Here is a 24,948-nt window from a genome sequence, read left to right as displayed (position 1 = left end):
CCTGGCCGACCGCATGGACGGTCTTGTCGCTGACCAGGACGCTGCAGCGCAGGTGCGGGCAACCGGAATCTGCCGGCGCGATCGTCACGCGACTACGCCGAGAGCCCTGGTGTGCAGGGCCCTCGGCGTCAGGCGGAGCCGGCAGGCTCAACTCGCCGCGTAGTTGCGCAGGAACAGCGCCTCGGCGACCGACAGCCGCTCCAGCTCCTGCGGCGACACGCTCTCGTTCACGGCGTGGATCTGCGCCTCCGGCTCGCTCAGGCCGATCAGGAGGATCTCCGCGTTCGGGTACAGGGCGGCGAGGGTGTTGCACAGCGGGATCGAGCCGCCCTGACCGGCGTACTGCATGTCCTGGCCGGGGTACGCCACCGCCATCGCGTCCGCCATCGCCTGGTACGCCGGGCTGCTCGTGTCGGCGCGGAACGGCTGGCCCTGGCCGATCTGCTCGGTACGCACCCGGGCACCCCACGGCGTGCGGTTCTCCAGGTGGGCCTGGAGCAGCTTGGTCGCCTCGGCCGCGTCCACGCCCGGCGGTACCCGGAGGCTGACCAGGGCACGCGCGCTCGCCTGCACCGACGGGGTGGCGCCGACGACCGGCGGGCAGTCGATGCCGAGGACCGTCACGGCGGGGCGTGCCCAGATGCGGTCGGCGACCGTGCCGGAGCCGATCAGCTCGACGCCGTCGATGACCTTGGCGTCCGCACGGAACTGCTCCTCCTCGTACTGGAGCCCCTGCCAGGAGGACTCGACGGTCAGCCCGTCCACCGTCGTCGAACCGTCCTCGGCGCGCAGCGAGTCCAGTACGCGGATCAGCGCGCCGAGCGCGTCCGGCGCGGCCCCGCCGAACTGGCCGGAGTGCAGGTTGCCTTCGAGCGTGTCGACCTGCACGCGCACCGCGGTCATGCCCCGCAGGGTCGAGGTGACCGTGGGCAGCCCGACGCGGAAGTTGCCCGCGTCGCCGATCACGATGGTGTCGGCGGCCAGCAGGTCGGGGTGCTGCTCGGCGTACTGCTCCAGACCGCCCGTGCCCATCTCCTCCGAGCCCTCGGCGATCACCTTCAGGTGCACCGGCACGCCGCCGTTCGCCTTGAGTGCGCGCAGCGCCAGCAGGTGCATGATCAGGCCGCCCTTGCAGTCGGCGGCCCCGCGTCCGTACCAGCGGCCGTCGCGCTCGGTCAGCTCGAACGGCGGGGTGCTCCAGGCGGCCTCGTCCAGCGGGGGCTGCACGTCGTAGTGGGCGTACAGCAGGACCGTCTTCGCGCCCTCGGGTCCGGGCAGGTAGCCGTACACCGACTGCGTGCCGTCGGGGGTGTCCAGCAGGGCGACGTCCTCGAAGCCCTCGGCGCGCAGCGCGTCGGCGACCCAGTGGGCGGCGCCTTCGCTCTCACTCCTCGGGAACTGGTCGAAGTCCGCCACCGACTTGAACGCCACCAGTTCGGTGAGCTCCGCCCGCGCCCTGGGCATCAGCGAGGCGACGGTCTCGGCGACCGGATTCGACGACATGGGCACGCTCCTTGTGGGTGCGACGTTGTACGTGTGAGTGCTGTGATCCTCCCACAGCGGCCTGCGACGATGCCCGCCGTAGGATGCGAGGGGACAGCAGCGGCATGCGGTTTGATCGGGAGCAGTAGACCATCGTGAGCAGCGAGAACTCTTCGGCGGACGACGCGCAGCAGGTGTGGGACGTCGTCGTGGTGGGTGCGGGACCGGCGGGGGCCTCGGCCGCGTACGCGGCGGCGGTCGCCGGGCGGCGCGTACTGGTGCTGGAGAAAGCCGAGCTGCCGCGCTACAAGACCTGCGGCGGCGGCATCATCGGCCCCTCCCGTGACTCACTCCCACCCGGCTTCGAGCTGCCCTTCCGGGACCGGGTGCACGCGGTGACCTTCTCGAACAACGGCCGCTTCACCCGTACCCGCCGCTCCAAGCAGATGCTGTTCGGGCTGATCAACCGCCCGGAGTTCGACCAGCAGCTCGTCGAGCACGCGCAGAAGGCGGGCGCCGAGCTGCGTACGGGCGTCACCGTGCAGCGCGTCGAACAGCACGGCTCGGCGGTGCCGGACCGGCGCTCCGTCGCCGTCGTCCTCCAGGGCGGCGAGACGCTGCTCGCGCGGGCCGTGGTCGGCGCCGACGGCAGCGCGAGCCGCATAGGGGCCCATGTCGGGGTGAAGCTCGACCAGGTGGATCTCGGCCTGGAGGCGGAGATCCCGGTGCCGGAGACGGTCGCCGAGGACTGGAAGGGGCGGGTCCTCATCGACTGGGGGCCGATCCCGGGCAGTTACGGCTGGGTGTTCCCCAAGGGCGACACGCTTACGGTCGGTGTCATCTCGGCGCGCGGCGAAGGCGCCGCGACCAAGCGGTACTTGGAGGAGTTCATCGGCCGGCTGGGCCTCGCCGGCTTCGAACCGAGCATCTCCTCCGGGCATCTGACCCGCTGCCGCGCCGACGACTCCCCGCTGTCGCGGGGGCGTGTGCTGGTGTGCGGTGACGCGGCGGGACTGCTGGAGCCGTGGACACGCGAGGGCATCTCCTTCGCGCTCAGGTCGGGGCGGCTCGCGGGGGAGTGGGCGGTGCGGATCGCCGAGGCGCACGACGCGGTCGACACCCGGCGCCAGGCCCTGAACTACGCCTTCGCGATCAAGGCGGGACTCGGCGTCGAGATGAGCGTCGGCAAGCGGCTGCTGACGGTGTTCGAGCGCCGCCCCGGGCTCTTCCACGCGGGGCTGACCGGTTTCCGGCCGGCCTGGAAGGCGTTCATGGACATCACCCGCGGCGCCACCTCGCTGGGCGAGATCGTCCGCAGCCATCCCATGGCCCAGCGTGCCCTGACCGCGATGGACAACCGCCAGGCGCCCGCCGGCGACGAGGCCGCCTCCTGACGGGGCCGCCTCCTGACGGGACGGGGATGCCGGCTCGGCGAAGGCGCCGGCTCACTTCTTCACGGTGATCCGGAAGACGGGGTGGTCGGGGGCGCAGGCGATGATCTCCTCGTCGGAGGACTTCGCCGTGACGCCCTGGAAGTACTGGTTGACCTCCCAGCCCCACTTCTCCAGATAGGTCCGCAGGAGCGGGAGCTTCTCCGCGTCGGGAAGCTCCACGGCGGTGAACTCGCGGACCTTGCGGCCGACCCGGAGCTCCCCGCCCCCGGCGGCGCGCATGTTGCGCACCCACTGCGAGTGGCCGCGGGCCGAGACGAGGTACTGCCCGCCGTCGTGGGTGTGCGGGTTGACCGGGATGCGCTGCATCTGGCCGCTCTTGCGTCCGCGCACCGACATCTCCGCGGTGCCCGCGATGCTGAGCCCGTGCCGGGCCAGCCAGCCGATCACGCTGTTGAGGCGGACGTTCAGCGGGCTGCCCTTGAGGTAGTACGGCGACGACATGGGGACTCCCGTAGGACGAGTTTGAGAGAGCACTGCTCTCGCTTGAGAGCAGTGTGCACGAGAACGGCGATCCAAAGCAAGAGCAGTGCTCTCGATTGTGTGCACTGCTCTTGCTTTCGTGGGAGACTGCCTCACATGAGCAGCACCCCACAGGGCGCCCGCGCCCGCGCCAGGATGGAAGTCACCGCGGCCATCAAGGACGAGGCACGCAGACAGCTCGCGGCCGAGGGCGCCGCCAAGCTGTCGCTGCGCGCCGTGGCCCGCGAACTCGGCATGGTCTCCTCCGCGCTCTACCGGTACTTCCCCAGCCGGGACGACCTGCTGACCGCTCTCATCATCGACGCCTACGACTCCCTCGGCGAGAGCGCCGAAGCCGCGCACGCCGAGGTCGCCGACGCCGGGCCCGTTCGGCGCTGGACGGCGGTGGCGGAGGCCGTACGCACGTGGGCGCTGCGGCATCCGCACGAGTACGCGCTCATCTACGGCTCGCCCGTGCCCGGCTACACCGCGCCGAGGACCACGGTGCCGCCCGCCTCCCGCGTCGGCCTCGTCTTTCTCGGCATCGTCCGCGACGCCCACCTCGGCGATGTCCTCACCGAACTTCCGGCCCTGCCCGCCGAACTGCGCGCCGAGGCCGACCGCATGGCGGCCGACCTGGCCCCCGACCTGCCCCCGGCGACGGTCGCGGCCCTCGTCGCCGCTTGGGCGCAGCTCTTCGGGCTCGTCGGCTTCGAGCTGTTCGGGCAGTTCAACCGGGTCGTGGAGGACAGGGAGCCGTTCTTCCGGCACGCGGTGACCCGACTCGCCGGGGGCGTCGGCCTGGTGTGACCTGCTGGGCGGGGGCGTACTTCGCGGGGAGTACGCGTGATCACCACGCGCGGGTGACGCCGCCCGGCGGCCGACACGTCTAGCGTGGCGGGCATGGACGAGCAGCAGGCACGCCGGGGCGGCGGTCCGCCGATGTGGTGGCGGCACGGGCCGCCGTGGTGGGACCGATGGGAGGACGGCGATGTGCGCGTCCCACGCTGGCCCTGGCGCTCCACCCTGCTGATCACGTTCTTCGTGCTGGCCGGCTCGACCTTCGCGGCTCGGGGCCAGCACGACCGGGAGGATCTCGACCCGTTCGCCCGCGTCCTGCTGTTCGTGGCCGCGGGGCTGCTGTTGTGGCGCAAGCGTCACCCGGTGGCGGTCGCGTTCGGCACGAGCGCGGCCGCCATGCTCTACCTCGGCGCCGGATACCCCTACGGGCCGGTCTTCCTGACCGTTGCCGTGGCCTGCTTCAACGCCATCGTCATGGGGCACCGCAAAGCCGCCTGGACGGCGGTCGGAGTGCTCTGGATCGGCCATGTCCTGGTGGCCCACTGGCTCTACGAGTGGCTGCCGCCCTCCGGTGACCCGGCCGCCCCCTGGGGCCAGGAAGGCGTGATCGCCGCCTGGGTCGCGGCGGTCGTGGCGGTGTCGGAGCTGGCCAGGACGCGACGCGAGCAGTGGGTGAAGGAGCGGGCCGAGCGGGCGCAGGCGGCCCGGCGGCGGGCCGACGAGGAGCGGCTGCGGATCGCGCGCGAGCTGCACGATGTCCTCGCGCACAGCATCTCCGTGATCAACGTCCAGGCGGGCGTCGGCCTCGCCCTGCTGGACACCGACCCCGAGCAGGCACGCACGGCACTCACCACCATCAAGGCCCAGAGCAAGGAGGCGCTCGGCGAGGTCCGCCAGGTGCTCGACACGCTGCGCACGCCGGGTGACGCACCCCGCGCGCCGGCCCCCGGCCTCGACCGGCTGCCCGAACTGGTCCGGCAGGCCGCGAGCGCAGGCCTCACCGTCGAGGTCGAGGGCGAGCCGCCCCGCCTGGCGCCCGGCACCGACCTCGCTGCCTTCCGTATCGTGCAGGAGGCCCTCACCAACGTCGTACGCCACTCCGGATCGCGGCACGCGCGCGTGCACCTCGATCACGGCGACGCCGCGACACTACGGTTGCGTATCGACGACGACGGACCCGCGACCGGCGCCGACGCGGGCGGCAGCGGCAACGGGTTGGCCGGAATGCGGGAGCGGGCGGCCGCGCTCGGTGGCACGATCGAGGCGGGCCCGCGCGGCGACGGCGGGTTCCGGGTGCTCGCCGTACTGCCGCTGAAGGCCCCTGCCGAGACGAAGGAGGACCGGTGATCCGCGTACTGCTCGCCGACGACCAGTCACTGGTGCGGGCCGGCTTCCGGGCGCTGCTCGACGCACAGCCCGACATCGAGGTGGCCGGCGAGGCGGCCGACGGCGAGGCGGCGCTGCGCAAGGTGCGCGAACTGCGGCCCGACGTCGTCCTGATGGACATCCGCATGCCGCTCCTGGACGGACTCGCCGCGACCCGCCGGATCACCGACGACGACACGCTGGCGGGCGTGAAGGTGGTCATGCTCACCACCTTCGAACTCGACGAGTACGTCTTCGAGGCCATCCGCTCGGGCGCCTCCGGCTTCCTGGTCAAGGACACCGAGCCGGACGAACTCCTGCGTGCCGTACGGGCCGTGGTCGAGGGCGACGCACTGCTGTCGCCCGGCGTGACCCGCCGCCTGATCGCCGAGTTCGCCGCCCGCTCCAAGGAACCCGCGGCCGCCGGCACCCTCACCGAACTCACCGAGCGGGAGCGGGAGGTGATGGCGCTGGTCGGCATCGGCCTGTCCAACGAGGAGATCGCCCGCCGCCTGGTGGTCAGCCCGCTCACCGCGAAGACCCACGTCAGCCGCACCATGGTGAAGCTCGGCGCCCGCGACCGGGCCCAACTCGTGGTGCTGGCCTACGAGTCGGGGCTGGTCCGGCCGGGATGGCTGGGCTGAGACTCCCGGCGGAACCGCGTCAGGACGCTGATGACGCGGGCGAAGAACAGTACGACCGCGACCGTGGCGCCGACACCGACGAGTGTGCCGCGCGTGCCCTTCGACAGGTCGAAGACGTACGCCGGTCCGACGATCGCCGCGAACAGCAGCGCCGCCGCGAACGCGGCGCTGAACAGCGCGTACCCGATCTCGACGGTGATCGCGTCCCGTTCCGCCTGACCGCGCCGTCCCCCATGGCTCTCCATCTCCCGAGTCAAACAGGGATGCGCCCGGCGGAGCAAGCGGCTCCGCCGGGCGCTTTCAGGAGGCGTTCCCCTCAGTCGCGGACCGCCACGCGCTCCGCTCCCGCCTCCTTCGCGGTGGACTTGGCGACCACGACGGTCCGCTGCGTGCGACGCGGGCGCAGTCCGGTGAGGGCGATCAGCAGCCCGGCGACCGCGATCCCGGTGACCACGACCAGGGCGGGCAGGTAGCTGTCCAGCACGGCCTGCGGGGACGCCGGTTCCTCGGGCGCGTTCGCGGTCAGGACCGCCGTCACCACGGCCAGGAACAGTGCGCCGCCCACCTGCACCGAGGTGTTGAGCAGACCCGAGACCATGCCCTGCTCGTGCTCGTCGACGCCGTTGGTGGCCTGGACGTTGAGCGAGGGGAAGGTCAGCGCGAAGGCCGAGCCGACCAACAGCATCGTCGGCAGGATCACCGCCGCGTAGAGCGGGTCGAGGTCGATGCGCAGGAAGAGCAGGTAGCCCGCGACCATCAGGGCGAAGCCGACCGCGATCAGCCGTGCCGTGCCGAACCGGTCGATGACCGCACCGACCTTCGTCGCCGACAGCGCCACGAGCGCGCCCGCCGGCAGGAAGGCCAGGGCCGTGTGCAGCGCCGACCAGCCCAGCAGTTGCTGCATGTACAGCGTGACCAAGAACTGGAAGCCGATGTAGCTGCCGACGAACGTGAGCGCGCCCAACTGCGCCCGCACCTGGGCCCCGGAGCGCAGCACCCCCAGCCGGATCAGCGGGCTCGGGCTGCGCCGCTCGACGAGGACGAAGACGGTGAGCAGGACGGCGACCGCGACGAAGGACAGGATCGTGCGGACCGAGCCCCAGCCTGCCTCGGGGGCCTGTACGACGGTGAACACGAGCAGCAGCATCGAGGCGGTGCCGAGGACGGCGCCCGGGATGTCGTAACCGCCCTCCGCCTTCTCGCGCTTGCTGCGCGGCAGCAGCTTCAGGCCGACGGCCAGGGCGATCAGCGCGATCGGCGCGGGCAGCAGCATCGTCAGGCGCCAACTGGCCTCGGTGAGCAGGCCGGAGAAGACGAGGCCCATCGAGTAGCCGGTGGCGCCGCAGGTGGTGTAGATCGACAGCGCGCGGTTGCGCACCGGGCCCTCGGCGAAGGTCGTGGTGATGATGGACAGGCCGGCCGGTGCCGTGAACGCCGCCGCCAGGCCCTTGATGAAGCGGCTGGCGATCAGCAGTGGCCCCGAGTCGACGAGGCCGCCGAGCAGCGACGCGAGCGCGAAGACGCCCAGGGCGACCAGGAACACCTGGCGCCGGCCCAGCAGGTCGGCGGTACGTCCGCCGAGGAGGAGCAGCCCGCCGTAGCCCAGGATGTAGCCGCTGACGATCCATTGCAGGGTCGAGGTCGAAAGGCCCAGGTCGGCGCCGATGGACGGCAGTGCGACTCCGACCATCGACACGTCCAGCGCGTCCAGGAACATCGCGGCGCACAGCACCAGCAGGGTGCCCCACAGGCGGGGCGTCCAGCGAGCCGTGGAGGGCTCGGCCGCCGGGGAGTTGAGCGGAGAGGTCATGCCGAGGACACTACATGCGTATGCATGAGATGCAAGTACATTTAATGCGGCTGCAATGATCCCGGATTTCTGCTACGGTGCGCCCATGGCGGCGAAGAAGGCCGAGCAGGCGCTCGTGGACCAGTGGCGGGATATCCTGGCGCTGCACGCGCGCACCCAGTGCGAACTCGACCGCGCACTGCATCAACACGGCCTGTGCGCGAGCGACTTCGAGGTCCTGGACGTCCTGGCCGACGGCTCGGCGCGCGGCGGTTCGGGCAGCGGCTCGTCGTTCCGGGTGCAGGAGATCTCCGAGCGGGTCCATCTCAGCCAGAGCGCGCTGTCCCGGCTGATCGCCCGGCTGGAGAAGGACGGCCTCGTCCAGCGCTGTATGTGCCCGCAGGACCGGCGCGGCGTGGTGGTGGCCCTCACGGCCAAGGGGCGTGCGCTGCACGGTGAGGTGCTGCCCCTGCAACGCTCGGTGCTGACCCGGATGCTGACGAACTGACCTGTCTGCGCGGCGGGTTCAGCTTCAGGTGACTGCGGAGTTCTCCCGCCACAGCGCGCCGATCGAGGCGTCGCCGCTCACGTGCGGGAGGGGTAGCCGGTTCCACAGCGACAGATACAGCCGGTGGGTCGGCCCGGAGATCTCGCAGTCGGCCCGTGCGGTGTCGCCCCGCTCGGTCACGGGCGGCTCCTGGGACAGCCGTACGGTCCACACCGCGTCGTCCGTGTCGGTCGCCCGCACCCGCAGCACCCGGGGTTCGGCGCTGCGGACGCGGCTCTTGGAACGGGCGTGGAAGCCGCGCAGCAACTCGTCGACGCCGTCGACCGCGAAGCCGGGGTCGACCTCGTCCGGTGTGCCGCCGCGCGCCGACTGTGCGTCGAAGCGGTGCACGGTCGTCTCGTGCGCCTGTCTGCGCGCCCAGAACGCCAGCGGCGACGGGGCGGGCAGGAAGTGCCAGCACCGCACGTCGGCGGGGGCGCCCGCGAGCGTGTCGACCAGGTGGCGATGGCCCTGGCGGAACCAGGCGAACAACTCCGCTCCGTCGAGGTCGGGCAGACCGCCGTCCGGCTGGTAGGAGGTGTGTCCCCCGGCCACGAACGCCGCCGCCCAACGGTGCACCATCCCCGTGTGCCGCACCAGATCCCGCACCTGCCACTGCGGACAGGCCGGCACCTCGGCCGCCGCCCCGGCCTCCTCGGCGGCCGCGGCCAGCAGCAGACCCTCTCGCTCCAGGGTGCGCACGAAGCCGGCTGTCTCCATGGGGGTGAGTGTGCCGGATGGAGTGAGGGCGACGGGAGGGGTGGCTGCGCGGGGCCGCGGAACTCGCCCGGGTGTGAGGGCGCTCAGGGTGAGGTGGGGAACAGACAGAACTCGTTGTCCTCGGGGTCGGCCAGCACCCAGTGGTCCTCGTGGCGGGTCCGCACGGTCGCGCCGAGGGCGGTGAGCCGGGCGAGCTCGCTCTCCGGGTCGGCGGAGACCAGGTCCAGGTGCAGGCGGTTCTTGCCGCGCTTGGGTTCCGGGACGAGCTGGCACCACAAGCGGGGGCCGCCGCCGACCGGTTCGACGAGCACGGTGGGGTCGTCCTCCGGGCCGGCGATTCCGCGGGCCCGCAGCCGTGCGAGCTCGGCGTCGTCGTACGGGGCGACGGCGTAACCGTCGAGGGCGGCCGCCCAGAAGCGGGCGGTGGCGGCCGGCCGGGCACAGTCGATGACGATGTCGTGGAGTCGTGCCATCCGCACATCATCCGCGGCGGCGGGCGGGTCCGACAACGCGCCGGGCCCGCAACATCGCGTCGGGCAGGCTCAGTTCGGCACCGCGCGCCGGGTCGCGACCCCGATCAGCGTGGCGATCGCCGCGAGCACGGCGACGCTGGTCAGGGCCATGGGCAGGGAGAGCCAGTCCGCCATGAAGCCGATCGCGGGCGGGCCGAGGAGCATGCCGCCGTAGCCGAAGGTGGAGGCCGTGGCGACGCCGTTCGGGCCGGCGAGCGTGCCCGCGCGTTCGACGGCCACGGGGAAGAGGTTGGCCAGCCCGAGTCCGGTCACCGCGAAACCGAGCAGCGCGGCCCACAGGCTGGGCGCGAGTGAGCCGAGCAGCATCCCGGCCGCGGCGGTGGCGCCGCCCGCGACGACGGTACGGCCGTGGCCCAGCCGTTCGAGCAGGGCCGTACCGCTGAGCCGGCCGATGGTCATGGCCAGCGCGAAGCAGGTGTAGCCGAGGGCGGCGACGCCGGACGAGGCGTCGAGGTCCTGTTCGAGGTGCAGGGCGCCCCAGTCGGCCATGGCGCCTTCGCCGTAGGCCGTGCACAGGGCGATCAGGCCGAAGACGAACACCAGCGTGCGCGTCCTGCCGACCAGGCGGTGCGAGGTGTCGCCCGCCGCGCGTGTGGGGCCCGGTGTCGCCGGTGGCTCGTGGCGCAGCAGCGTGCGGCCGGCCACCGCCGTCACCAGCAGCCCGATGACGGCGAGGCCCGCCAGATGCCGGGTGGGGGAGACGGCCCCCGCGACCAGCCCGCCGAGGCCGGCGCCCACCATGCCGCCCAGACTGAAGGCCGCGTGGAAGCCGGGCATGATCGGTCGGCGCAGGGCGGTGACCAGGTCCACGGCCGCGGTGTTGAAGGCGACGTTGATGCCGCCGTAGGCCGCGCCGAAGACCAGCAGGACGGCGCCGAGGGCCAGGACCGAGTGGGTCAGCGGGGGCAGGGCCACGCTGAGGGAGAGCAGAACGGCGCACACGACCGTGACCTGGTGGCTGCCGTAGCGGCGGCAGAGCCGGCCGGTCAGGGTCATGGTCAGGACGGCGCCGGCGGAAACGCCGAGGAGGGCGAGGCCCAGGTCGCCGGCGGATGCGCCGGTCTGGTGCTTGATGGCGGGGATCCGGACGACCCAGCCGGCGAAGAGGAAGCCGTCCAGGGCGAAGAAGGCGGTGATGGCGATACGCAGACGGGTGAGGTCGCTGCTGGTACCCGGCACGACATTGTGCTTACGGGTTTTGTTTATTTGCGGCACAAACTCAGGCTAGGTGGGTGCGCGGCGGGCGGCAAGGGGGATCCGCGGTGGGCGGCAGGGGGGATCCGCGGCGGGCCGGAACAGTTGGGCCGAGCCCTGCCCGAGCCCTCGCCGAGGCCGGGGCCCTGGCCGCACGCCCGCTCGCCCGTGCGAACCTGCGCCGCCCCCTGACTGTCCCGGTTCCGTCCGAAGTGCCACTCTGGGACGAGAAACATCCGCCGAGGGAACTCGGGAGGGCACGATGGGACGTGATGTGCCGGCCCTGGTGTTCACGCGGGAGGATCGCCGCAAGTACCGGGACAAGATGCACACCTGCCTCGACGTGCTGGCGCAGATGCTGCGTGAGTCGACCTTCGAGAGCGAGCGGCCGCAGGTCGGGCTGGAGATCGAGCTCAACCTGGTGGACGGCGACGGTCGGCCGGCGATGCGCAACACCGACGTCCTGCGGGCCATCGCCGATCCCGCCTGGTCGAGCGAGCTGGGCCGTTTCAACCTGGAGATCAACATCCCGCCGCGTGAGCTGACGACGGGCGGACCCGGGGCGTGGGAGCAGGCCATCCGGGACGCGCTCAACCACGCCGAGGAACGCGCCTCCGCCGTGGGCGCGCACCTGATCATGATCGGCATTCTGCCGACGCTGGGGGAGACCGACGTGGGCGAGGCCGCCCTCTCCGGCGATCCGCGCTACCGGCTGCTCAACGAGCAGATCTTCGCGGCGCGGGGCGAGGACCTGCGGATCACCGTGGACGGCGTGGAGCGCCTGTCGACGTACGCCGACACCATCACCCCCGAGGCCGCCTGCACCAGCACCCAGTACCACCTCCAGGTCTCGCCGCGGGACTTCGCCGACTACTGGAACGCGGCCCAGGCGGTGGCCGGCGTACAGATCGCCCTCGCGGCGAACTCGCCCTACCTGTTCGGCAAGGAGCTGTGGCGCGAGACCCGCATCCCGCTGTTCGAGCAGGCCACGGACACCCGTCCGGTGGAGATCAAGGCCCAGGGCGTACGGCCCCGGGTGTGGTTCGGGGAGCGCTGGATCACCAGCGTCTTCGACCTCTTCGAGGAGAACGTGCGCTACTTCCCGGCCCTGCTGCCGCTGTGCGACGACGAGGATCCGCAGGAGGCGCACGACCGCGGCGGCGTCCCGCAACTGGGCGAGCTGACCCTGCACAACGGCACGATCTACCGCTGGAACCGCCCCGTCTACGCCGTCACCGACAGCGGCCCCCATCTGCGCATCGAGAACCGGGTCCTGCCCGCCGGCCCCACCGTCTCCGACACCATCGCCAACGGCGCCTTCTACTACGGCCTCACCCGCGCCCTGGTCGACGACGACCGGCCGGTCTGGACCCGGATGTCCTTCACGGTCGCCGAGGAGAACCTCCACACCGCCGCCCGCGACGGCATCGACGCCCGCCTGTACTGGCCCGGCATGGGCGAAGTCCCGGTCACGGAACTGGTGTTGCGGCGCCTGCTGCCCCAGGCCCACCGGGGCCTGCAACTCGCCGGCATGGACGCGGCCTGGCGCGAACCCCTGCTCGGCATCATCGAGCAGCGCTGCCTCACCGCCCGCAACGGCGCCCTGTGGCAGGCGGAGGTCGTCCACCACCTGGAGAAGGCCGGCACCGCCGACCGGGACGAGGCCTTGCGGCGGATGACCCGGACGTACATGGAGTACATGCATCTGAACGCGGCTGTCCACACCTGGCCGGTGGACTGACCGGAGCCGCGGTCACCGGGCCACGGCACCCCGCCACTCCTCGGCAGCCGTCAGCGGTACGGCGACGGGCGGCTGCGTCGAGGTCGTCAGCTCGATGCGTCGGCCCTCGGCCGCGGAGCGCAGGAGCGCGGTCATCGTCTCCAGTACGTGCAGGGCGAGTTCGCCGTCGGCCCGGGGCGCTCGCCGTGCGTCGGCGGTGACGAAGTCGAGCAGGCCGATGCCCCGGGCGCCGTCGACGTAGCCCGCGGAGACCGGCTGCGTGCGCCACTGGGTGTCGCCGAGTGCGAAGAGCCGGACCTCGCCGTCGAAGCCGTTCGGATCGGGCACCGCGAGCGTGCCCGTCTCGCCGTGCACCTCGATCGGCGTGGCGGCAGTGGCCACGCCGTCGAAGCTGGTGGTGATCGTCGTGAGCGTCCCGCCGACGTGCTCCAGCACTCCGCTGACGTGCGTGTCGACCTCGACCGGGATCCGCTCGCCCGCGCGCGGCCCGGATCCGATGACGCGCTCGTCGCGCAGACGGCCGGCCGCCCCCGTCACGGCTCGCACCGGACCCAGCAGATGGACCAGGGACGCGAGATAGTACGGCCCCATGTCCAGCAGCGGCCCGCCCCCGGCGGTGTAGTAGAAGTCGGGGTGCGGATGCCAGCGTTCGTGGCCCGGCGTGACCATCACCGCCGACGCGAACTGGGGACGTCCGATGCTCCCCGCCGCCACGGCGGCCCGCGCGGTCTGGATGCCGGTGCCAAGGACGGTGTCCGGTGCGCAGCCCACGGCGACGCCCGCTTTCGCGGCGGCCTCCAACACGGCCCGCGCGTCCGCGAGTTCGGCCGTGAGCGGCTTCTCCCCGTAGACGTTCTTCCCGTGACCGATCGCGCCGAGGGCGATCTCTGCGTGCGCCGCGGGCACGGTGAGGTTCAGCACCGTGTCCACGTCCGGGCTGCTCAGCAACTCCTCGACGCCCATGGCCCGGGCGCCTGGCACCTCGGCCGCGACCGCGGCCGAACGGGAGGCGTCGAGGTCGGCGACCGCCGTGACGCGTACGGCGGGGTGGCCGACGAGTGTGTCCAGGTAGGCGCGGGAGATGACGCCGAGTCCTACGACGCCGATGCGGTGCGCGTCGCCCACAGCATGCCCCTTTCGATGACGGTGCGGACAGCGGGGTGTTCCAGCACGTCGAGGCTGTGCCCCGGAGTCGTCACGACGACGCGTCCGGCGCCCCACCGACGGGTCCACACCGCAGGCGAGGTGACCGGGCGGTGCCAGGGATGCCACGGCCGGACGGGATGGGTCGTCGTGGCCAGTACGTCGATCAGGTCGTCGTGGAGCACCCAGTACTGCTCGGTGTGCAGCTCGAAGTCCTCGATGCCGGCGGTGACGGGATGTTCGCGGCCGAGCTCGGTGATGTTGACGGAGTGCGGCAGGTAGTTGTCCTCCTGGCCGCCCTGACGCCCGCACGGCTCCTTGCCCGGGTGGGTCGCGAACTGCCCGCCCACCAGATGGAGATAGTCGGAGGAGGCCCTGAAGGAGTCGGCGATCCCGCCGTGCCAGCCGGTGAATCCGGTGCCCGCCACGACCGCGGCGCTCAGTCCCGCCAGTTGCTCGGCGGTGATCTGCGACATCGTCACGCACTGCACGACGAGGTCGGTGCCGGCCATCGCGGCGGCGTCGGCGTAGACGTCGGTGGACTCCTCGATCCGGACGGCGTACCCGTTGGCGCGCAGGAAGGGCAGGAACAGTTCGGTGGCCGGGACCGGCTGATGCCCCTCCCATCCGCCTCGGACCACCAGGGCGTTCTTGCGCGTCATCTCGTCCCTTCACGGGGCGTGGACGCCCCCGTCGCCAGACAGCCCCCTCACTATGTGCCGACCGCTCACGCAGGGGAAAGGCCCACGGGACGACGCGAAAGTTTCGCCCCGGCGGGCCTTCGAAGACCCGGCTACTGCGGTGGGTTGCCGTGCTTGCGGTAGGGCAGATCGGCCTGCTTCGTGCGGAGCATGTCCAGGGTGCGCACGAGTGTCTCGCGGGTCTCGACGGGGTCGATGACGTCGTCGACCAGGCCGCGTTCGGCGGCGTGGTACGGGTGGATCAGCTCGGCGGCGTACTCCTTGACCAGCGCGGTCCGGACGGCCTGTGGATCGTCGGCCTCGGCGATCTGCCGGCGGAAGATCACGTCGGCCGCGGCCTGCGCGCCCATCACGGCGATCTCATTGGTCGGCCAGGCGTAGGTCACGTCGGAGCCGATGGACTGCGAGTCCATCACGATGTACGCCCCGCCGTAGGCCTTGCGCAGGACGACGGAGACACGTGGCACCGTGGCGTTGCAGTAGGCGTACAGCAGCTTCGCGCCGTGCCGGACGATGCCGCCGTGCTCCTGGGCGACGCCGGGCAGGAACCCGGGGACGTCCACGAGGGTGACCAGCGGGATGCTGAACGCGTCGCACATCTGGACGAAGCGGGCCGCTTTTTCGCTTGCGCGGGTGTCCAGTACCCCGGCGAGGCTGGCGGGTTGGTTGGCGACGACGCCGACGACATGGCCGTCCAGGCGGGCCAGACCCACGACGACGTTGGTGGCCCAGCGCTCGTGCACCTCGAGGAACTCGCCGTCGTCGACCAGTTCCTCGATGACCGCCCGCATGTCGTAGGCGCGGTTGCCGTCGGCGGGGACCAGGTCCAGCAGTGCCGTGCCCGGCCGGTCGGGCGGGTCGGTGGACCGCACCCGCGGCGGCTGCTCGCGGTTGTTGGCGGGGAGCAGGGAAAGCAGGTACCGCACCTCTTCGAGGCAGGTCTCCTCGTCGTCGTAGGCGAAGTGGCACACGCCGCTCGTCGCGGCGTGCACGTCCGCGCCGCCCAGCCCTTCGTGGCCGATCTCCTCGCCGGTCACCGCCTTGACCACGTCCGGGCCGGTGACGAACACCTGGGAGGTGTCCCGCACCATGAACACGAAGTCCGTCAGGGCGGGACTGTAGGCCGCGCCGCCCGCGCACGGGCCCAGCATCACGCTGATCTGCGGGATCACCCCGGAGGCCCGGGTGTTGCGCAGGAAGATGCCGCCGTAGCCGGCGAGCGCGGTGACGCCCTCCTGGATGCGGGCGCCCGCACCGTCGTTGAGCGAGACGAGCGGGGCACCGGCGGCCAGCGCCATGTCCATCAGCTTGTGGATCTTCTGCGCGTGGGCCTCGCCGAGGGCGCCGCCGAAGACGCGGAAGTCGTGGGCGTAGACGAATACCGTCCGGCCGTGGACGGATCCCCAGCCGGTGATCACGCCGTCGGTGTGCGGGCGTTTGTTCTCCAGCCCGAACCCCTGCGCCCGGTGCCGCCGCAACTGTTCCGTCTCATGGAACGTCCCCGCGTCCAGCAGCAGTTCTATCCGTTCACGCGCCGTCAGCTTCCCCTTGGCGTGCTGGGCCGCGGTCGCCCTCTCGCTCGGTCCGCGCCGCACCCGCTCGCGCAACTCGCGTAATTCCGCGGTCCGGCCGCGGGAGTCTGCGTGCATGTGGTTCCCCCGTCCGCGGATGCCAACGGGCGGCCCGTCCGGCGCTGGTCCGTGCATCCGCTCCCATCGACCCTAACTCGCCGTCAAAGTTTGCACATCCCTTGACTGGGAATGTAACTCTGTGCGAGCGTGGAATCGCAGCAGATCGCCATGCCCCTGGGGAAGGACGCACATGTCGGACCACGGCCGCACGGACCCGGTTCTCGACTGCCCGGCCGACGAGACACCGGACGGCGAGGAACTCATCACCGCGGCGATGCGGTGGCACTTCAGCCCGGAGACCGGCTCGCCGTTCTGGCTGGAGCGCGCGGGCAAGCTCGACTTCGACCCGCTCACGGACATCAAGACCTACGCCGACCTGAAGCTGTTCCCCAACCTCGTCAACGAACTGCGTGACGTGCGCGTCGAGGAGCTGATCCCGCGCGGCCTCACGCTGCCTGACGACCTGTACGGCATCTACGAGAGCGGCGGCACCACCGGCGCCCCCAAGCGCGTCGTGTGCACGACCGACTGGATGGAGCGCTGGCTCGCCTTCAGCCAGCGCCATCTGGACGCCCGCGGCTGCCCGCGCGGCGTCAACTGGCTTGCCCTGATGCCCGACGGCCCGCACATCTTCGGCGCCGCGCTGCGCGAGGGCGCCCGGCGCAGCGGCGGCATCCTCTTCACGGTCGACATGGACCCGCGCTGGGTGAAGAAGGCCATCGCCGAGGGCCGCGCCGAGGACGCCGCACGCTACGCCGACCACCTGGTCACCCAGGCCGGGTTCCTGCTGGAGACCCAGGACGTCGGCGTACTGATCACGACCCCGCCACTGCTCCAAAGGCTCGCGCAGGAGGAGCGGCTGGTCGCGCTGATCAACGAGAAGGTGCGCTACATCCAGTGGGGCGGCGCCCACATGGACGCCGACACCCGCCACCTGTTCGGCACCGAGGTCTTCCCCGGCATCCAGCTCCAGGGCGCCTACGGCAGCACGATGATCCTCGGCGGCTCGCTGGAGCGCATCGAACCGACCGGCGACGACCGGTGCGTCTTCGACCCCTTCGCGCCCTACATCACCTTCTCCGTCGTGGACCCCGAGACCGGCGAGAACGTCCCGTACGGCGAGCGCGGCCAGGTCGTCATGAACCACATCAGCAAGGCCATGCTGCTGCCCAACAACCTCGAACGCGACACCGCCGTCCGTATCCGGCCGCCGAAGGGGCAGATGGGCGACTCGGTCGCCGACGTCAGCCCGGTGGCCACCTTCGACGACCAGGCCGTCATCGAAGGGGTCTACTGATGCCCCGACAGGCCGCTGTGGCCCCGGGACCCGCCTTACCGGACGCGGGCGCGCGGCTCGCTCAGCTCGACGCGTTCGGCGCGAACGGCCCCTACCGCGCCCGCAATCGCCTGACGGTGCCCGATGTGACGGGTGAGCCGCTCGCCGAACTCAGCATCGTGCCGCCGCTGTTCGTGCAGCGCGCCCTCGCCGCGCTGCGGTCGGCCGATCCGCTGCCGCCGGCCGAGCGGGCCGCCGCACTGGAGCAGGCCGGCCGGCTGTTCGCCTCCGCCACCGTCGGCGGACTGGACCCGGACGCCTACCGGCAGTCGGTCAGCCGCTGTTCCGGACTCCCGGTCTCCGTGGTCCGCGCCGCGACCGGCATCGTCGCGGACGCGGCGGCGCAGGCCGCCACCACCGTGCTCCAGGCCCGGCCCCAGGCCGCCGTCGGCGACTGGCGGGACCCCGCGACCCGGGCCGGCGGCGCGGTGTGGACACGCCGCGGGAACGTCTTCGCCGTGCACGCCGCCGGCAACCACCCCGGGGTGCACGCCCTGTGGCTGGAGGCCCTCGCCCTCGGCTACCGGGTCGTCGTACGGCCCTCGCGGCGCGAGCCGTTCACACCGCACCGCCTGGTCGCCGCCCTGCGCGAGGCGGGCTTCGGCGCCGGTCACATCGCGCTGACGCCGACCGACCACACCGTGGCGGACACGGTCGTCGCCGGTGCGGACCTCGCGCTCGTCTACGGCGGCGACGACGTGGTGCGCAAGTACTCCGGACACAACACGGTGCTGCCCCAAGGGCCCGGCCGGGCGAAGATCCTGGTCACGGGCGGGGACTGGCGAGCCCACCTGGACGTGATCGTCGACTCGGTCGCAGACGAGGGCGGCACCGCCTGCGTCAACGCCACCGCCGTCCTCGTCGAGGGCGGGCCCGCCGAGGCGGCCGCCGTCGCCGACGCGCTCGCCGCCCGACTGGCGGCCATCCCGAGCCTGCCGCCGCAGGACCCCGAGGCCGTCCTGCCCGTACAACCCCTGGCCGCGGCCCGCACCATCGAGGGATACCTGCTGCACAGCGCCCGCGGCGCCACGGCCCACCTGGGCGGCGACGGCATCGTCGACGACCTGGGCGACGGCAGCGCCGTCCTGCGCCCGGCGGTGTTCCGGCTCGATCGCGCCGACGCCCCGCAGACCGGCGTCGAACTGGGCTTCCCCTGCGTATGGGTGGCGCCCTGGACCCGCGCCGACGGCGTCGCACCACTGCGCGACTCCCTCGTCGTGACCGCGCTCACCGACGACGAGGACCTCCTCGGGCAACTGGTCGACGAGCCGACCATCAGCAACGTCCACGTCGGCGACCACCCGACGTACTGGATGCGACCGGGCCTCCCGCACGACCGGTATCTCGCCGAATTCCTCATGCGGACCAAGACCGTCATCCGGGACTGACCCGCCGAACAGCGCACACCAGGGGGCGACATGGCACTGAACCACGACTTCATCGGCCGCACCCACGGGCCGAGCGAGGTCTACGAAGTCAGCCGGGAGAAGATCCGCGACTACGCGATCGGCACCGGCGACACCCATCCGGTCTACCTCGATCCCGAGGCGGCACGGGCGCTCGGTCACCCGGACGTGATCGCGCCGCCCTCCTTCGCCGTCATGCTCTTCTTCCGCTTCGGCGGCTGGCCGCTGTACGACCCCGAGTTCGGCAAGCGGAAGGAACCGGTGTGCGTGCACCGGGCCCAACGGGTCGAGCACCGAAGGCCGATCAGGCCGGGCGACCGGCTCGTGCAGATGACGACCGTCGACGACGTGAGCGTGCTGGGCGAACACGAGCAGTGGGTGATGACCCACCGGATCAGCACGGTGGACGGCGAGGACGTGTGCACCGTCGTGAACACGATCCTCTCCCGCGGCACCGCGGCCCTGCCCCGGGAAACGGCCGCGGCACCCGCCCCGGCGCTCCAGGCCCAGGAGGCGTGACATGGCAGCCAAGGTCGCCCACGACGACATCGAGGTCGGCACCGAGATACCCGCCCAGGACATCACCGTGCGGCGGGTCGACCTGCTCCGCTACTGCGGGGCCTGCTCGGACTTCACCGCCACGCACTGGAACGAACGGATCGCCAAGTCCGTCGGCCTGCCGGACGTCATCGCGCACGGCACCTACACCATCGCCGCCGCCGTACGGGTCGTCACCGACTGGGCGGGCGACCCCTCGGCCCTCGTCGAGTACAGCGTGCGCCGCTTCACCCGGCCCGTCGTCGTGCCCGACGACGACGCCGGCGCGACCGTACGGATCACGGGTGTCGTCGAGCAGAAGCTGGACGACCGCCGCGCCGTGATCCGGCTGCGCGCCCGCTTCGAGGGGCTGGAGGTGATGTCCGGGGCGCGAGCCGTCGTACGGCTCGCCTGAGCCCGCACCGCGCACCGCCGGGCCCCGGCCGGTGCCGCGTCAGACAGGGGGCCGCCCGACGCGGCGGCTGATGCGACCAAAGGAGCACAGACATGACCAGCACCGACATCGCCGCGGAGCGGGAGAACGAGATCAAGGAGCTCGTGGCCGACATCCTCGAACTCGAACCCGACGAGATGACCCGCACCAGCCGCTTCAAGGAGGACCACGAGGCCGACTCCCTGCTCGCGATCGAGATACTCGCCTCCCTGGAGAAGAGGTTCAAGATCACCATCGCCCAGCAGGAACTCGCCCGCATGGTGAACCTGGAGGGCGTGTACGAGGTGGTGGCCGAGGCCGCCGCGGCCCGGCAGTAGGCGGCGGCGTGTCACCGACCATGACACCGCGGCGCGTCGTCGTCACCGGACTCGGCGCCGTGACCAGCATCGGGATCGGCGCCGACGAGTTCCTGACCGGGCTGCGCGCCGGACGCAGCGGGGCCGGGCCCATCACCTCCTTCGACGCGAGCGGCTTCGACCACTCCCGGGCGTGCGAGATCACCGACTTCGACGCCGCCCGCTTCGTCACCCGGCTGCCGCTGCGCGAGTACGGCCGGGCGAGCCACTTCGCCGCCGCGGCCGCCCGGATGGCCGTCGCGGACGCCGCCCTTCCGGTCGAGGACCTGCGCGCCGTCCGCTCGCTCGTCTCCGTCGGCACCACCGACGGCGAGTCCCGCGACCTCGACGGACTGACCCGGCAGGAAGTGGAACTCGGGCCGCGGCGGATGGACCCGGTCGTGGCCCGCCGGGTCCCGGCCGGCCGGCTGTCGGTGGCCGCAGCCCGCGAACTGGGGCTGGTCGACGTCGAGGCCGTGACGCTGCCCACCGCCTGCGCGGCCGGCAACTACGCCATCGGCTACGGCTACGACGCCGTGCGCACCGGGGAGTTCGAGTTCGCGCTGTGCGGCGGGGCGGACGCCGTCTGCCTGAAGACCTTCGCCGGCTTCTACCGCCTCGGCACCATCGCCCCCGAGCGCTGCCAGCCCTTCGACCGCGAGCGCAAAGGCATCCTCACCGGCGAGGGCGCCGGGATGATGCTGCTGGAGAGCCTGGACTCGGCCCTCGCGCGGGGCGCGCGCATCCACGCCGAGGTGCTGGGCTACGGCCTGAACTGCGACGCCGACCATCCCGTCGCGCCCAACGAGGACAGCTTCGCCCGCTGCGTGCGCCTCGCCCACGACAACGCCGGCGTCACCGCCGACGACGTCGACCTGATCTCGGCGCACGGCACCGGCACCAGGGCCAACGACGTCAGCGAGGCCCGCGCGATCCGACAGGTCTTCGGCGGCGTTCCGCCGCGCATGGTCTCCATCAAGTCGATGATCGGCCACACCATGGGCGCGGCCAGCGCCCTCGCCGCGATCGCCTGCACGCTCGCCCTGCGCGAGGGCTTCATCCCGCCGACGATCAACCACGTGGAGACCGACCCGGAGTGCGACATCGACTGCGTGCCCAACCGCGCGATCGACGCCGACCTCAAGGTGGTGCAGAACAACGCGCTGGCCTTCGGCGGCAACAACGCCGTCCTGATCCTCGGCCGCTACGAGCCCGACGGCGCCGCCGAGGCACGCCAGGCGGAAAGGGGAGCGGCATGAACGGCCGTACGCCGCACGGAGGTTGCCGATGAGCACCAATGGACCGGTCATCTCCGCCTGGTCGGCGGTGTCCGCGTTCGGTGTCGGACGGGAGGCGTTCGGCGCCGGCGTACGGGCGCGGCAGCCGGCCGTCACCGACCTGGACCCCGAGCGATGGGCCGCGCCCACCGACCGGGCCTGCCTCGTACCCGGCGGCGAGCCGCGCGAGTTGCTGGGCCGCAAGGGCACCCGCTCCATGGACCGGGTCACCGCACTCGCCGTCGTCGCCGTGGGCAGGCTGCTCGACGACGGCCAGGGCGCGCGCATCCCGGGGCTCGACGAGGACACCGGCCTCGTCCTCGGCACGTCGAACGGCAGCGTGAGCAGCATCATGAGCTTCACCCGCGATTCGCTGACCCAGGACCGGCCCTACCTGGTCGACCCCGCCCGCTTCCCCAACACCGTCATGAACTGCGCGGCGGGACAGTCCGCGATCCGGCACGGACTGCGCGGACCCAATGTCACCATCGCCGGCGGCCGGGCCTCCGCCCTGCTCGCCCTCAACCACGCCCAGCGGCTCCAGCGCTGCGGCCACGCCCGCACCGTCGTGTGCGGCGCGGCCGAGGAGTTCTCCGCGGAACGCGCCTGGCTGGACTGGCACGCCCGCGCCGAACACGGACCGGCGGAGCCCGGCGCCGCCCCAGTTGAAGATGAGGCGTCGCTGACCGGCGAGGGATGCGCGGTCCTGCTGCTCGAAGCGGGCCCCGGCACCGGCGCCGGCCGAACGGCCCTCGCCGAGGTGGCCGCCGTCGAGACAGCGCTGCCCGCCGACGACAAGGACGCGGGACCCGTGCTCGCCGACTGTGTGCGCCGCGCGCTGCGGCGGGCCGACCTGACGCCGGCCGACCTGTGGGCCCTCGCCCCGGCGGACACCCCTGGAACGTACGGCGACCGGGAACGCACCGCGCTCGCCGAGGTACTGGGCGACCACGATCCGCTACGGCTGTCCTGCACCGGCCTGCTCGGCGACACCGGCGCCGCCTCCGCCGCCTTCCAGATCGCCGCCCTCCTGGCGAGCGCCGAGGACGATCCGGCGGCGGCCGGGCGCGGGGCCCTGGTCACGACCGCCGACCCGGACGGCGTCGTCGGCTGTGTCGTGCTGCGCCTCGCCTGACCGCCCGCCGACCGACACCCCTCACGAGAGGATCACCCCATGGACCACGACCGGCGGCCCGTCGCCCTGGTCACCGGCGGCTCCCGCGGCATCGGCCGCGCCGTCGTACGCCAACTCGCGCGGGACGGACACGACGTGGCCTTCTGCTACCGCGCCCGCTCCGACGCGGCCCGGGAGGTCGAGAAGGAGGCCGAGGAACTCGGCGCCCGGGTCCTGTCCCGCCCCGTCGACGTGACGGACCCGGACGACGTCAGGGCCCTGGTCCGGGACGTCGAGGAGGAGTTGGGGCCCGTCGAGGTGCTCGTCACCTCGGCCGGCGTCACCCGGGACAACCCCGTGGTGACCATGACCGACGACGACTGGCGACAGGTGCTGGGGGTCAACCTCGACGGCACCTTCACCGCCTGCCACGCGGTGATCATGGGGATGATGAAGCGCCGGCGCGGGGTCGTGATCACCCTGTCCTCGGTCTCGGGCGTCTACGGCAATCCCCGCCAGGCCAACTACTCCGCCTCCAAGGCCGGGATCATCGGCTTCACCCGCGCGCTCGCCAAGGAGGTGGGCGGCTTCGGCGTGCGGGCGAACGTCGTCGCGCCCGGCTTCATCGACACCGACATGACGGCGGTGCTGCGCGAGCGCGAACACCAACGGGCCGTCGACAGCGTGCCGTTGGGCCGGTTCGGCACGGCGGAGGAGGTGGCGGGCCTGGTCGGCTTCCTGGCCTCGGACCGGGCCTCGTACATCACCGGAGCCGTCGTCCAGGTCGACGGCGGCATCACCATCTAGCGTCCGCACAGCCCCAGGAGGCCGCCATGGCGCCCGCACCGCGTCGTCCCCGTATCTACTTCTCCTTCCGCAGCCCGTACTCCTGGCTGGCCTTCCACGACCTCACCACCAGCCGTCCGCACGTCGTGGACGCCCTGGAGTGGCGGCCCTTTTGGGAGCCCGACGCGCGCAGCGAGAAGCTGCTCACCGAGGCCGGCGGCCGCTTCCCCTACACGCCGATGTCGCGCGAGAAGCACCTGTACATGCTCGGCGACGTACGGCGGCTGGCCGCCCGGCGCGGACTCGCGGTCACCTGGCCGCAGGACGTCGAGCCCTGGTGGGAGGCGTCCCACCTCGCCTATGTGGTGGCGGCGGCCGAGGGACGGGGCCTCGCCTTCATCGAGCGCGTCTACCGTGCCCGGTGGCAGGAGAACCTGGACATCTCCGACCGCAGGACCGTCGGGCAACTGGCCGCCGACGTCGGCGTCGACCCCGACGCCGCCGAACACGCCGCCGATGACGACCGCATACGCGCCGAAGGCGTCCGCGCGCTCCTCGACATCCACCGCGACGACGTCTTCGGCGTCCCGTTCTTCATCCACCGCCGCCAGAAGTTCTGGGGCATCGACCGCCTCGCGGACTTCCTGGCGGTACTGGGAGAGACGGGGGAGGGCGCCACTACGGACGAGCCCGCCCCGCCGCCTGCGATCGCGGCCCACGACGCCCGCTCCACCGACCTGGGACACGCGGGCGGCTGCGGCTGATCAGCCCACCACCAGCGCCGGACACACCCGCACCACCGCGATCCCCCGGTCGCTGCGCCCCAGCCGGAACCGCACCTTGTCGTGCAGCACCGTGCCCGAGGCGGCCTTGCCGTCGACCTGGGGCTCGCCGGGGAACAGGGTGAACGTCCAGCCGCCGCCGACCTCGCAGTCCGGGAGTTCGCTCCCGGACTGAAGCACGCGCGCGCCCCAGATCTGGCGCACCATCAACTCCCTGGTGTCGACGCCGTCCACCGTGAAGGTGCCGGCGTCCGCCGCCGTGATGTCGTCGAAGCTGCCGAAGTGCAGCCCGGCCGGGCCGGTGACGGTGGCCACAAGTGTCCAGTCGGTGCCCGGCGGCACCGCCAGTTGGCCCGCCGGAAGGGCGCGGTCGACCACATCGACCGCGCCCTTGCCGGTCTTCCCGGTCTGGTCGGCGCGCATCGCCGGATCGACCGCGCCACGGGTGTCGAGCTTGTCGGGATCGGGCACCAGCAGGACGCCGAAGACCGTCTCGTCGGCGAACCGGGAGTCCTTGAAGTGCTCCCGCAGCGCCTCCACTGCGCGCTCCGCGCGTCCCCAAAGCGACGCGTCGACGCTGCGTTCGAGATACGCGGCCGTCGGGAGCGGAAGCCCGGCCCGCTCGACGCCCTCCCGTACGGAGTCGCAGGTGTTCCATCCCGATTCGGCCAACAGCTTGATCTGCTCGCTGGCAAACAATGCCACCTCCGGTCGGCA

General features: G+C 72.2%; 26 protein-coding genes. 15 read left to right on the top strand and 11 right to left on the bottom strand.

From position 1 onward, the window contains the following. Nucleotides 1–147: 147 nt before the first annotated feature. The gene (locus ACZ69Q_RS12765; RefSeq protein ID WP_471040847.1) at nt 148–1,503 is read right to left on the bottom strand and encodes a M20/M25/M40 family metallo-hydrolase; all 1,356 of its coding nucleotides are present in this window, start codon (nt 1,501–1,503) and stop codon (nt 148–150) included. 134 nt (nt 1,504–1,637) lie between these two features. Here ACZ69Q_RS12765 and ACZ69Q_RS12760 point away from each other — a divergent pair, with 134 nt between their 5' ends. After that, nucleotides 1,638–2,876 carry a geranylgeranyl reductase family protein gene (locus ACZ69Q_RS12760; RefSeq protein ID WP_471040845.1) on the top strand — a complete coding sequence of 413 codons (1,239 nt, stop codon included), beginning with the start codon at nt 1,638–1,640 and terminating at the stop codon, nt 2,874–2,876. Nucleotides 2,877–2,927: 51 nt separating this feature from the next. On the opposite strand, the gene ACZ69Q_RS12755 is transcribed toward ACZ69Q_RS12760, so the two are convergent. Next, entirely contained in the window at nt 2,928–3,377 is a 450-nt protein-coding gene (locus ACZ69Q_RS12755) for a nitroreductase family deazaflavin-dependent oxidoreductase (protein WP_471040842.1), read from the bottom strand. Nucleotides 3,378–3,512: 135 nt separating this feature from the next. Here ACZ69Q_RS12755 and ACZ69Q_RS12750 point away from each other — a divergent pair, with 135 nt between their 5' ends. The 3 genes from ACZ69Q_RS12750 (at nt 3,513) to ACZ69Q_RS12740 (ending at nt 6,205) form a co-directional block, all read left to right on the top strand. Then, nucleotides 3,513–4,205 (top strand): TetR/AcrR family transcriptional regulator, encoded by a 693-nt coding sequence (locus ACZ69Q_RS12750; protein ID WP_471040839.1) that lies wholly within the window; start codon nt 3,513–3,515, stop codon nt 4,203–4,205. Between the two features lie 93 nt (nt 4,206–4,298). Continuing rightward, a complete protein-coding gene (locus tag ACZ69Q_RS12745; protein ID WP_471040837.1) occupies nt 4,299–5,543 on the top strand; it encodes a sensor histidine kinase in 1,245 nt (414 codons plus the stop codon). Further along, the gene (locus ACZ69Q_RS12740; protein WP_471040834.1) at nt 5,540–6,205 is read left to right on the top strand and encodes a response regulator; all 666 of its coding nucleotides are present in this window, start codon (nt 5,540–5,542) and stop codon (nt 6,203–6,205) included. The genes ACZ69Q_RS12745 and ACZ69Q_RS12740 overlap by 4 nt, the downstream gene beginning before the upstream one ends. Here ACZ69Q_RS12740 and ACZ69Q_RS12735 read toward each other — a convergent pair. After that, complete coding sequence (locus ACZ69Q_RS12735; RefSeq protein ID WP_471040831.1) at nt 6,166–6,450, bottom strand: DUF6332 family protein; 285 nt, start codon at nt 6,448–6,450, stop codon at nt 6,166–6,168. The two genes, ACZ69Q_RS12740 and ACZ69Q_RS12735, sit on opposite strands and share 40 nt — an antisense overlap. A 71-nt stretch (nt 6,451–6,521) precedes the next feature. Further along, nucleotides 6,522–8,015 (bottom strand): MFS transporter, encoded by a 1,494-nt coding sequence (locus tag ACZ69Q_RS12730; RefSeq protein WP_471040829.1) that lies wholly within the window; start codon nt 8,013–8,015, stop codon nt 6,522–6,524. Between the two features lie 85 nt (nt 8,016–8,100). Here ACZ69Q_RS12730 and ACZ69Q_RS12725 point away from each other — a divergent pair, with 85 nt between their 5' ends. Further along, entirely contained in the window at nt 8,101–8,502 is a 402-nt protein-coding gene (locus ACZ69Q_RS12725) for a MarR family winged helix-turn-helix transcriptional regulator (protein ID WP_471040827.1), read from the top strand. 24 nt (nt 8,503–8,526) lie between these two features. On the opposite strand, the gene ACZ69Q_RS12720 is transcribed toward ACZ69Q_RS12725, so the two are convergent. The 3 genes from ACZ69Q_RS12720 to ACZ69Q_RS12710 all read right to left on the bottom strand — a co-directional run bounded on the left by ACZ69Q_RS12720 (nt 8,527) and on the right by ACZ69Q_RS12710 (nt 10,973). After that, nucleotides 8,527–9,261, bottom strand: a complete 735-nt coding sequence (locus ACZ69Q_RS12720; RefSeq protein WP_471040825.1) for a maleylpyruvate isomerase family mycothiol-dependent enzyme — start codon at nt 9,259–9,261, stop codon at nt 8,527–8,529. A gap of 83 nt (nt 9,262–9,344) precedes the next feature. Next, the gene (locus ACZ69Q_RS12715) at nt 9,345–9,734 is read right to left on the bottom strand and encodes a VOC family protein (protein ID WP_471040823.1); all 390 of its coding nucleotides are present in this window, start codon (nt 9,732–9,734) and stop codon (nt 9,345–9,347) included. A gap of 69 nt (nt 9,735–9,803) precedes the next feature. Next, entirely contained in the window at nt 9,804–10,973 is a 1,170-nt protein-coding gene (locus tag ACZ69Q_RS12710) for an MFS transporter (protein WP_471040820.1), read from the bottom strand. 277 nt (nt 10,974–11,250) lie between these two features. Between ACZ69Q_RS12710 and ACZ69Q_RS12705 the strand changes: the two genes are divergently transcribed. Continuing rightward, on the top strand, nt 11,251–12,729 hold the full coding sequence (locus ACZ69Q_RS12705) for a glutamate-cysteine ligase family protein (RefSeq protein WP_471040818.1): 1,479 nt from the start codon (nt 11,251–11,253) through the stop codon (nt 12,727–12,729). A 12-nt stretch (nt 12,730–12,741) separates the two neighbouring features. Here ACZ69Q_RS12705 and ACZ69Q_RS12700 read toward each other — a convergent pair whose 3' ends face one another. From ACZ69Q_RS12700 to ACZ69Q_RS12690, 3 genes are all read right to left on the bottom strand, one after another. Further along, a complete protein-coding gene (locus ACZ69Q_RS12700; RefSeq protein ID WP_471040815.1) occupies nt 12,742–13,854 on the bottom strand; it encodes a Gfo/Idh/MocA family protein in 1,113 nt (370 codons plus the stop codon). Further along, a complete protein-coding gene (locus ACZ69Q_RS12695) occupies nt 13,824–14,534 on the bottom strand; it encodes a ThuA domain-containing protein (RefSeq protein WP_471040813.1) in 711 nt (236 codons plus the stop codon). The genes ACZ69Q_RS12700 and ACZ69Q_RS12695 overlap by 31 nt, the downstream gene beginning before the upstream one ends. A 131-nt stretch (nt 14,535–14,665) precedes the next feature. Next, the gene (locus ACZ69Q_RS12690; RefSeq protein ID WP_471040811.1) at nt 14,666–16,222 is read right to left on the bottom strand and encodes an acyl-CoA carboxylase subunit beta; all 1,557 of its coding nucleotides are present in this window, start codon (nt 16,220–16,222) and stop codon (nt 14,666–14,668) included. A 172-nt stretch (nt 16,223–16,394) separates the two neighbouring features. On the opposite strand from ACZ69Q_RS12690, the gene ACZ69Q_RS12685 reads away from it, so the two are divergent. From ACZ69Q_RS12685 to ACZ69Q_RS12645, 9 genes are all read left to right on the top strand, one after another. After that, nucleotides 16,395–17,501, top strand: a complete 1,107-nt coding sequence (locus ACZ69Q_RS12685; RefSeq protein ID WP_471040808.1) for an AMP-binding protein — start codon at nt 16,395–16,397, stop codon at nt 17,499–17,501. After that, entirely contained in the window at nt 17,501–18,928 is a 1,428-nt protein-coding gene (locus ACZ69Q_RS12680; protein ID WP_471040805.1) for an aldehyde dehydrogenase family protein, read from the top strand. The genes ACZ69Q_RS12685 and ACZ69Q_RS12680 overlap by 1 nt, the downstream gene beginning before the upstream one ends. Before the next feature lie 30 nt (nt 18,929–18,958). After that, nucleotides 18,959–19,465, top strand: coding sequence for an FAS1-like dehydratase domain-containing protein (locus tag ACZ69Q_RS12675; RefSeq protein WP_471040803.1), 507 nt, complete (start codon nt 18,959–18,961; stop codon nt 19,463–19,465). A 1-nt stretch (nt 19,466) separates the two neighbouring features. Beyond that, on the top strand, nt 19,467–19,898 hold the full coding sequence (locus tag ACZ69Q_RS12670) for a MaoC/PaaZ C-terminal domain-containing protein (protein ID WP_471040801.1): 432 nt from the start codon (nt 19,467–19,469) through the stop codon (nt 19,896–19,898). Nucleotides 19,899–19,990: 92 nt separating this feature from the next. Next, nucleotides 19,991–20,254, top strand: coding sequence for an acyl carrier protein (locus ACZ69Q_RS12665; RefSeq protein ID WP_471040799.1), 264 nt, complete (start codon nt 19,991–19,993; stop codon nt 20,252–20,254). Between the two features lie 20 nt (nt 20,255–20,274). Next, complete coding sequence (locus tag ACZ69Q_RS12660) at nt 20,275–21,531, top strand: beta-ketoacyl-[acyl-carrier-protein] synthase family protein (RefSeq protein WP_471041531.1); 1,257 nt, start codon at nt 20,275–20,277, stop codon at nt 21,529–21,531. Nucleotides 21,532–21,559: 28 nt separating this feature from the next. Continuing rightward, the gene (locus ACZ69Q_RS12655) at nt 21,560–22,684 is read left to right on the top strand and encodes a beta-ketoacyl synthase N-terminal-like domain-containing protein (RefSeq protein WP_471040796.1); all 1,125 of its coding nucleotides are present in this window, start codon (nt 21,560–21,562) and stop codon (nt 22,682–22,684) included. Between the two features lie 39 nt (nt 22,685–22,723). Beyond that, entirely contained in the window at nt 22,724–23,470 is a 747-nt protein-coding gene (gene fabG, locus ACZ69Q_RS12650) for a 3-oxoacyl-[acyl-carrier-protein] reductase (RefSeq protein WP_471040793.1), read from the top strand. A gap of 26 nt (nt 23,471–23,496) precedes the next feature. Beyond that, nucleotides 23,497–24,213, top strand: coding sequence for a DsbA family protein (locus tag ACZ69Q_RS12645; protein ID WP_471040790.1), 717 nt, complete (start codon nt 23,497–23,499; stop codon nt 24,211–24,213). Here the strand turns inward: ACZ69Q_RS12645 and ACZ69Q_RS12640 are convergent, their stop codons facing one another. Further along, nucleotides 24,214–24,936 (bottom strand): hypothetical protein, encoded by a 723-nt coding sequence (locus ACZ69Q_RS12640; RefSeq protein WP_471040787.1) that lies wholly within the window; start codon nt 24,934–24,936, stop codon nt 24,214–24,216. Between the last annotated feature and the right edge of the window lie 12 nt (nt 24,937–24,948).

The organism is Streptomyces sp. NPDC036764 (genome assembly GCF_055609385.1).
The sequence above is the reverse complement of the archived record's forward strand: the minus strand, read 5'-3'. Positions and strand labels throughout refer to the sequence as shown.

Excerpts from the sequence above, each read along its gene's own strand:
- ACZ69Q_RS12765 (WP_471040847.1), bottom strand. The coding sequence starts at position 1,503 with ATGTCGTCGAATCCGGTCGCCGAGACCGTCGCCTCGCTGATGCCCAGG.
- ACZ69Q_RS12755 (WP_471040842.1), bottom strand. The coding sequence starts at position 3,377 with ATGTCGTCGCCGTACTACCTCAAGGGCAGCCCGCTGAACGTCCGCCTC.
- ACZ69Q_RS12750 (WP_471040839.1), top strand. The coding sequence starts at position 3,513 with ATGAGCAGCACCCCACAGGGCGCCCGCGCCCGCGCCAGGATGGAAGTC.
- ACZ69Q_RS12745 (WP_471040837.1), top strand. The coding sequence starts at position 4,299 with ATGGACGAGCAGCAGGCACGCCGGGGCGGCGGTCCGCCGATGTGGTGG.
- ACZ69Q_RS12735 (WP_471040831.1), bottom strand. The coding sequence starts at position 6,450 with ATGGAGAGCCATGGGGGACGGCGCGGTCAGGCGGAACGGGACGCGATC.
- ACZ69Q_RS12730 (WP_471040829.1), bottom strand. The coding sequence starts at position 8,015 with ATGACCTCTCCGCTCAACTCCCCGGCGGCCGAGCCCTCCACGGCTCGC.
- ACZ69Q_RS12725 (WP_471040827.1), top strand. The coding sequence starts at position 8,101 with ATGGCGGCGAAGAAGGCCGAGCAGGCGCTCGTGGACCAGTGGCGGGAT.
- ACZ69Q_RS12720 (WP_471040825.1), bottom strand. The coding sequence starts at position 9,261 with ATGGAGACAGCCGGCTTCGTGCGCACCCTGGAGCGAGAGGGTCTGCTG.
- ACZ69Q_RS12715 (WP_471040823.1), bottom strand. The coding sequence starts at position 9,734 with ATGGCACGACTCCACGACATCGTCATCGACTGTGCCCGGCCGGCCGCC.
- ACZ69Q_RS12705 (WP_471040818.1), top strand. The coding sequence starts at position 11,251 with ATGGGACGTGATGTGCCGGCCCTGGTGTTCACGCGGGAGGATCGCCGC.
- ACZ69Q_RS12695 (WP_471040813.1), bottom strand. The coding sequence starts at position 14,534 with ATGACGCGCAAGAACGCCCTGGTGGTCCGAGGCGGATGGGAGGGGCAT.
- ACZ69Q_RS12690 (WP_471040811.1), bottom strand. The coding sequence starts at position 16,222 with ATGCACGCAGACTCCCGCGGCCGGACCGCGGAATTACGCGAGTTGCGC.
- ACZ69Q_RS12685 (WP_471040808.1), top strand. The coding sequence starts at position 16,395 with ATGTCGGACCACGGCCGCACGGACCCGGTTCTCGACTGCCCGGCCGAC.
- ACZ69Q_RS12680 (WP_471040805.1), top strand. The coding sequence starts at position 17,501 with ATGCCCCGACAGGCCGCTGTGGCCCCGGGACCCGCCTTACCGGACGCG.
- ACZ69Q_RS12675 (WP_471040803.1), top strand. The coding sequence starts at position 18,959 with ATGGCACTGAACCACGACTTCATCGGCCGCACCCACGGGCCGAGCGAG.
- ACZ69Q_RS12670 (WP_471040801.1), top strand. The coding sequence starts at position 19,467 with ATGGCAGCCAAGGTCGCCCACGACGACATCGAGGTCGGCACCGAGATA.
- ACZ69Q_RS12665 (WP_471040799.1), top strand. The coding sequence starts at position 19,991 with ATGACCAGCACCGACATCGCCGCGGAGCGGGAGAACGAGATCAAGGAG.
- ACZ69Q_RS12660 (WP_471041531.1), top strand. The coding sequence starts at position 20,275 with ATGACACCGCGGCGCGTCGTCGTCACCGGACTCGGCGCCGTGACCAGC.
- ACZ69Q_RS12655 (WP_471040796.1), top strand. The coding sequence starts at position 21,560 with ATGAGCACCAATGGACCGGTCATCTCCGCCTGGTCGGCGGTGTCCGCG.
- fabG (WP_471040793.1), top strand. The coding sequence starts at position 22,724 with ATGGACCACGACCGGCGGCCCGTCGCCCTGGTCACCGGCGGCTCCCGC.
- ACZ69Q_RS12645 (WP_471040790.1), top strand. The coding sequence starts at position 23,497 with ATGGCGCCCGCACCGCGTCGTCCCCGTATCTACTTCTCCTTCCGCAGC.